This is a genomic window from Cellulomonas citrea, from assembly GCF_009829685.1.
Taxonomy (GTDB): Bacteria; Actinomycetota; Actinomycetes; order Actinomycetales; family Cellulomonadaceae; genus Cellulomonas; species Cellulomonas citrea.
In genome coordinates this window covers 1-6358 of sequence record NZ_VWSD01000163.1, presented here as the reverse complement: position 1 = coordinate 6358, position 6358 = coordinate 1, and the positions used below count along the sequence as shown (strand labels likewise).

The following is a 6358-nucleotide window of genomic DNA, read 5'->3' as shown; positions in this document are numbered from 1 at the left end:
CGGTGACGACCCGGCCGCACAGCTGGCCAACGCCCGGGCCCAGGCGGACGACGTCCGGGCGCAGGAACCCGGCGCACCTGCGGAGCCGCAGCCCGCGACCCTGCCGGCCGCGCCGCCGTTGGCGAGCCTCCTGGCCCCGACGCGACGCGTGTTCGGCCTCTACACCACCCAGGCGCCGTTCAACTGGGCGGAGCTCGACGACGTCAAGGCCAAGGTCGGCACGTCACCGACGGTGGTCGGCTACTTCCAGGGCTGGGACGGTCCGTTCCGGCCGGACGCCGTCACCCGGGCCTGGCAGCGCGGCATGATGCCGCTGATGACCTGGGAGTCACGTCCGCTCAAGGCGGCCAACGACCAGGCGATCGACCCGAACTACTCGTTGCCCAAGATCATCGACGGCGACTACGACGCCTACCTGCACCAGTACGCGAAGGACATCGTCGCGCTGGGGCTGCCGCTGGGCATCCGGCTCGACCACGAGATGAACGGGTTCTGGTACCCCTGGGGCGAGCGTGCCTGGGGCGGCAACTCGCTCAACGGGAACGGCAAGGGTGACTACGTGGCGATGTGGCGCCACGTGCACGACATCTTCGAGGCCGAGGGCGCCAACGCCTATGTCGTGTGGATCTGGGCGCCGAACATCGTCAACGCCCTGCCCTCCTGGTCGAAGAGCTCGTCCTGGTACATGAGGTCGCTGTACCCCGGCGACGACTACGTGGACTGGGTCGGCCTCTCCGGCTACTTCCGGCCGCCCTACAAGGCGGACCAGACGCCGACGTTCGACTACACCTTCGGACCGTCCCTGGCGCAGCTGCGGTCGTTCACCGCCAAACCGATCCTGCTGGCCGAGATCGGGGCGTCCGAGATCGGCAACAACAAGGCGGCCTGGGTCACCGACCTGTTCGACGCCCTCACCCGGCCGGAGAACGACGACATCGTCGGGATCGCCTGGTTCAACCAGACGGTGACCACGATCAGCCAGAAGCAGCGGGTCACCAACGACTGGCGGATCATCTCCCGCGCCGACTCGCTCGCCGCCTTCTCGTCCGGTATCGCGGACCCGGCCGCCGGGTTCGTCGGGACCCTGGCCGAACGGGACGCGGCCCGCGCGGCCGGGGCCGCGACCCCGACGTCCGCACCGACCCCGACGTCCGCACCGACCCCGACGCCGACCCCGACGCCGACCCCGAGCGGCAGCGCCGGCCCGACGGCCGACCCCAGCGAGGAGCCCTCGGGCTCGCCCGTCCCGACCGGCTCGCCGAGCCCGTCCGTCACCGGCTGACCGTCCCGGGGCGCGGCCGCCGCGCCGCCGACCTCCCGTCCGCACGACCTGAGGAGTCCTCATGCCTGACAGCACCGTCGAGACCACGACCGACGACCGCCCCACCCCGCCGCGCATCACGGTGCTCGGCACCGGGTACCTGGGTGCCACGCACGCCGTGGCGATGGCCCAGCTCGGCTTCGACGTCGTCGGGGTCGACACCGACCCGGCGAAGATCACCGCCCTGGCCAACGGCAAGGTCCCGTTCTACGAGCCCGGGCTGCCCGAGCTGCTCGAGCAGTCCCTGGCCAGCGGGCGGCTGCGGTTCACCACCGACGTCGCCTCGGCCGTCGCGGACGGTGACGTGCACTTCATCTGCGTCGGCACCCCGCAGTCGAAGTCCGGGCACGCCGCGAACCTGTCCTACGTCGAGGCCGCGACCACCGCGATCGCCCGCCACCTCACGCACGACGCCGTGATCGTCGGCAAGTCGACCGTGCCGGTGGGCACCGCGGCGCGGCTGCGCGAGATCGTCGCGCAGCAGGCCCCGGCCGGGGTGCGGGTCGAGCTCGTCTGGAACCCCGAGTTCCTGCGCGAGGGCAAGGCCGTGCACGACACGCTGCACCCCGACCGGATCGTGCTCGGCGGGGTCTCGGCGTATGCGGAGGCGGTGCTGCGCGAGGTGTACGCCGGTCCGATCGCCGAGGGCTCGCCCGTGGTGGTCACCGACCTGCCGACGGCCGAGCTGGTGAAGGTGAGTGCCAACGCGTTCCTCGCCACCAAGATCTCGTTCATCAACGCGATCGCTGGTGTCTGCGAGGCGGCCGGTGCCGACGTCACCGTGCTGGCCGATGCGATCGGGCACGACAAGCGGATCGGACGGCAGTTCCTGGACGCCGGTCTCGGCTTCGGCGGGGGGTGCCTGCCCAAGGACATCCGGGCGCTCATGCACCGCGCCGGGGAGCTGGGTGCGCACCGGGCCGTCGGGCTCATGCAGCAGGTCGACGAGATCAACATGGGGCAGCGCGACCATGTGATCGCGATGGCGACCGAGGCGTGCGACGGGTCCGTGCTCAACCGCCGGATCGGGGTGCTCGGGGCCGCGTTCAAGCCCCACACGGACGATGTGCGCGACTCCCCCGCGCTCAACGTCGCGGCCGCGCTGCACCTGCGTGGCGCGCAGGTCACCGTGTTCGACCCGCAGGCCGGCGACACCGCGCGGGCGACCTTCCCCACGCTCAGCTACGCCACGAGCACCCAGGAGGCGGTCGAGGGTGCCGACGTCGTGCTACTGCTCACCGAGTGGGACGAGTTCCTGCAGGCCGACCCGGCGCAGCTCGCCGCGCTGGTGGGCTCGGCGCACCTGGTGGACGCCCGCGGCAAGATCGACGCCGCGACCTGGCGGGACGCCGGCTGGAGCGTGCGCACCCTGGGCCGCGCGGCCTGAGCGACCCGGTCGGCGTCGGGCGCCGGGGTGCCCGACGCTGGCAGGGTTCCTGGCCCCTAGGCTGGTGCGACCCCCGCCGATCCCCAGGAGGTCCGTGCCGTGAAGGCCAAGGTCGCGTTCGTCGTCGGAGCAGGTCTGGGCTACCTGGCGGGCACCCGCTCCGGTCGCGCCCAGTACGAGCGCATGCGGTCCTGGGCGCTCGACGTGTGGAACGACCCGCGGGTCCAGGAGTACGTCCAGGAGGCGCAGGCCCAGGCCGCCGAGCTCGCCCGCGAGCAGCTCGCCGCGCTGCGCGCCAAGGTGGACGAGGCCACGAAGGGGTCGTTCGGGGCCTAGCGCTCCGGCGCCGTCCCCGCCTCGGCGGTCGCCGTCCGGCGCTCGGCGAGCAGCGCGAGCAGGCCCAGCAGCACGGCCGCCGCCTCGGTCACCGCCGAGACCCACTCCGGGCCGCCGGACCACCGCGAGTGCACGCCGAACAGCCCGAGCGGCGTGGTCGCGACGGTGAACGCCAGCAGGGACGTGGCGCCGAACCCCAGACCTCCGAGCAGTGCCCACGGCCCCCGCCAGGTCACCGCGAGCACGGCGGTGACCAGGCCCGCGACCCCCTGCAGCAGGAACAGCGGCCCGACCACCGCGACGTCGCGCATGCCCTGCGCCCACAGCTGCAGGTGTGCGACGGCCGAGACGGCGACGACGGCGGCCAGCGCGACCCGCAGACCCCAGGCGGTGCGGCGGGTGCCGCCGTCCGTGCCGGGCACCGTCAGGCCTTGCCGAGGAACACGGTGCCGTTGCTCACGTGCACGTCGACCGTGGGCAGCGGGGTCGAGGCCGGGCCGTGCGTGACCGAGCCGTCGAGCGCGAACGCCGAGCCGTGGCAGGGGCAGGTGAGCTTGTCGGTGCCGGGCGAGACGGTGCAGCCCTGGTGGGTGCACACGGCGGACACGGCCGTGACGGTGCCCGCGGTGGCCTGCACGAGCAGGATCGGCTTGCCGTCCGCCCCGGTCGCGGCCAGCGCCCCGCCGACGGGGATGTCGGCGACCTTCGCGAGCGAGCCGTCGGCGGCCGGGGTGGCGGACGTGCCGCTCGAGCCTCCCGGGCTGCAGGCGGCGAGCGCCCCGAGCGTCGCGACGCCGAGCACCCCCACCCCGGAGCCCACGAGGAGCTGGCGGCGCGAGCACCCGAACGTGCTCGGGCTGGTGGCCTCGGTCTGGCTGTCAGTCATCGCACTCTCCCGTCGTCGGCCCCGAGCGGCTCGGGGCTGGGTCGATCCTGCCGTGGATTACCTGGGTGCGTCCTGGGAGGACGCCCGTGTTCTGCTGGACGTGCCGTGGGCACGCCCGGTGTGCGTCCGGTCAGCTCCCCGCCTGCGCCGCGCCGGTCACGTCCGGGCTGGTCGCGTCCGGGCTGGTCGCGTCGGGCCCGGCCGTGGGGGCGTCGGCGGTGCGCGTCGCCTCCTCGTCGAGCCGGCCCTGGATGCCGGAGACCGAGCGCAGCGGCAGCTCCGGCATCAGCCACACGAGGACGATGCCGACGAGCATGACGAGCCCGCCGACGAGCATCACGAGGTCGACCGACTGGGCGAAGCCCACGAGGAACGGGTGCGCCAGGCGCGGGTCGATCGCGGACAGGAACGACGAGTCGTCCAACGAGGGCACCGCACCCCCGTGCAGCGCGGTGAGCACGGCCTGGTTCGCCGGGTTGGCGAGCACGGCCGGGTCGGTGAGCGCGGCCTGGAAGGGCGTCGTGCTGAACGCGTCCCGGACGGCCGTGGCGATGTTGTCGCCCACGGTGGAGAACAGGATGGACAGGAACACCGCGGTGCCCAGCGTGCCGCCCATCTGCCGGAAGAACAGCGACGAGCTGGTCGCCACCCCCATGTAGCGCACCGAGACGGCGTTCTGCACGGCGAGCACGAGCGGCTGCATGACGAAGCCGAGCCCCAGTCCGAACACGACCGAGACCGTGTAGACCTCCCACCAGGACGTGGTGACCGCGAGCCGGGCGAACGCCAGCGACGCGGCGGCCATGAGCGCCGTGCCGATCACCGGGTAGACCTTGTAGCGGCCGGTCCGGGAGATGGCCTGACCGCTGGTGACCGACCCGATCATGATCCCGAGGGTGAACGGCACGAGCGCGAGCCCGGCCTCGGTCGGCGTGAGCCCGCGCACGATCTGCAGGTAGAGCGGCAGCGTGGCCAGACCGCCGAACATCCCGACGCCGATGACGAAGTTGGCGGCGGCGCCGATCGAGAACGTCCGGTCGGAGAACATGTGCAGCGGCAGGATCGCGTCGTCCCCGGCCCGGCGCTCGATGACCAGGAACGCGACGACGCCCAGCAGCCCGATGGCGTAGCAGGCGAGCGCCCGCCCGGAGCCCCAGCCCCAGGTGCGGCCCTGCTCGGCGATGACGAGCAGCGGCACCAGCCCGACGACGAGGGCGAGCGCACCGGCCCAGTCGATCCGGTGGCGCACCCTCGTGAGGGCCGGCAGGTGCAGCACCCGCATGATGACGGCGATGCCGACCAGGCCGAGCGGCACGTTGATGAGGAACACCCAGCGCCACCCGGTGATCCCGAGGATCTGGTCGGCACCGGCGAAGAACCCGCCCACCACCGGCCCGAGCACCGACGAGGTGCCCCACACCGCGAGGAAGTACGCCTGGTAGCGGGCCCGTTCGCGGGGTGCCACGAGGTCGCCGAGGATCGTGATGGCCAGCGACATCAGGCCGCCGGCGCCCAGCCCCTGCAGACCGCGCCAGACGGCGAGCTGGTACATCGAGTCGGCCGTGCCGGACAGCAGCGAGCCGACGACGAAGAGCCCGATCGCGCCCAGGTAGAACGGCTTGCGGCCGTAGATGTCGGAGAGCTTGCCGTACAGCGGTGTGCTGATCGTCGAGGTCAGCAGGTACGCGGTGGTGACCCAGGCCTGCAGCGACAGCCCGTTGAGGTCGTCGCCGATGGTGCGGATGGACGTCGCGACGATCGTCTGGTCGAGCGCGGCGAGGAACATCCCGATCATCAGCCCGCCGATGATCGTGAGGATCTCGCGGTGCGTCGGTGCGCGGGACGCCCCTGCGGGGGGTGCGCTGCGCGCCGTCGTGTCGCGGGAGTCGGACATGGGTGGACCTCGGTCTCGATGGCCTCGTCGGAGGCGGCGGTTCTGAGCAGGGTTCGGGCGCGTTCGGGTGTCGCCGGTACCGCGACGTGACAACAGTGACGCACACCACCCTGTTCCCGCCTCGTCATTGGGACTCTGGTCCCTGGTGCTCGACGTGCGGAGATGTCCGAACGCGCGCGTCTGCTCGGCTAGCGTGGCGTCATGCCTCGCCACGCCCTGCTCTCCCGCCTCACCGCCATCGGTGCCCTCGTGCTGCTCACGGGCCTGCTCGGCCCCGCCGCCCAGGCGCACGACGCCCTCGAGGGCACCGACCCCGCCGACGGCTCGACCCTCGACGTCGCGCCCACCCAGATCACCCTCACCTTCGCCGAGACGCCGCTCGCGGTCGGCACCGAGCTGGCGGTCACCGGGCCCGGCGGGGTAGGCTGCTGAGACGTGGCGCCTGGGCGCCCTCCTGGCAGGCGGCTGCTCGTCGGAGCGAAGCGGTAGGAGGGCACCGGTGAGGACGACGGGGCGGGTGACGGCGGTCGGGCC

Annotated in this window: 7 protein-coding genes; 4 read left to right on the top strand and 3 right to left on the bottom strand. The window is 72.9% G+C overall.

The window, feature by feature from the left end; translation table 11 throughout:
• The 3 genes from F2B26_RS13925 to F2B26_RS13915 all read left to right on the top strand — a co-directional run.
• Window positions 1-1282: glycoside hydrolase family 26 protein (locus tag F2B26_RS13925; protein ID WP_235929684.1), on the top strand; the 1282-nt coding region annotated here is incomplete at its 5' end.
• A gap of 61 nt (window positions 1283-1343) precedes the next feature.
• On the top strand, window positions 1344-2708 hold the full coding sequence (locus tag F2B26_RS13920) for a UDP-glucose dehydrogenase family protein (protein ID WP_159810382.1): 1365 nt from the start codon (window positions 1344-1346) through the stop codon (window positions 2706-2708).
• 99 nt (window positions 2709-2807) lie between these two features.
• Window positions 2808-3044: a YtxH domain-containing protein gene (locus tag F2B26_RS13915; RefSeq protein ID WP_159810380.1), complete on the top strand. Its 237-nt coding sequence runs from the start codon at window positions 2808-2810 to the stop codon at window positions 3042-3044.
• Here the strand turns inward: F2B26_RS13915 and F2B26_RS13910 are convergent.
• The 3 genes from F2B26_RS13910 to F2B26_RS13900 form a co-directional block, all read right to left on the bottom strand.
• Window positions 3041-3466 (bottom strand): hypothetical protein, encoded by a 426-nt coding sequence (locus F2B26_RS13910; RefSeq protein ID WP_159810378.1) that lies wholly within the window; start codon window positions 3464-3466, stop codon window positions 3041-3043. The genes F2B26_RS13915 and F2B26_RS13910 overlap by 4 nt on opposite strands.
• Before the next feature lie 2 nt (window positions 3467-3468).
• The gene (locus F2B26_RS13905; protein WP_159810375.1) at window positions 3469-3930 is read right to left on the bottom strand and encodes a QcrA and Rieske domain-containing protein; all 462 of its coding nucleotides are present in this window, start codon (window positions 3928-3930) and stop codon (window positions 3469-3471) included.
• A 130-nt stretch (window positions 3931-4060) separates the two neighbouring features.
• Complete coding sequence (locus F2B26_RS13900; RefSeq protein ID WP_159810373.1) at window positions 4061-5824, bottom strand: MDR family MFS transporter; 1764 nt, start codon at window positions 5822-5824, stop codon at window positions 4061-4063.
• Between the two features lie 201 nt (window positions 5825-6025).
• On the opposite strand from F2B26_RS13900, the gene F2B26_RS13895 reads away from it, so the two are divergent.
• Window positions 6026-6256, top strand: coding sequence for a copper resistance CopC family protein (locus tag F2B26_RS13895; protein ID WP_159810371.1), 231 nt, complete (start codon window positions 6026-6028; stop codon window positions 6254-6256).
• Window positions 6257-6358 lie beyond the last annotated feature (102 nt).

Coding starts and splice junctions, on each gene's coding strand:
- F2B26_RS13905 (WP_159810375.1), bottom strand. CDS start 3,930: ATGACTGACAGCCAGACCGAGGCCACCAGCCCGAGCACGTTCGGGTGC.
- F2B26_RS13900 (WP_159810373.1), bottom strand. CDS start 5,824: ATGTCCGACTCCCGCGACACGACGGCGCGCAGCGCACCCCCCGCAGGG.
- F2B26_RS13895 (WP_159810371.1), top strand. CDS start 6,026: ATGCCTCGCCACGCCCTGCTCTCCCGCCTCACCGCCATCGGTGCCCTC.
- F2B26_RS13920 (WP_159810382.1), top strand. CDS start 1,344: ATGCCTGACAGCACCGTCGAGACCACGACCGACGACCGCCCCACCCCG.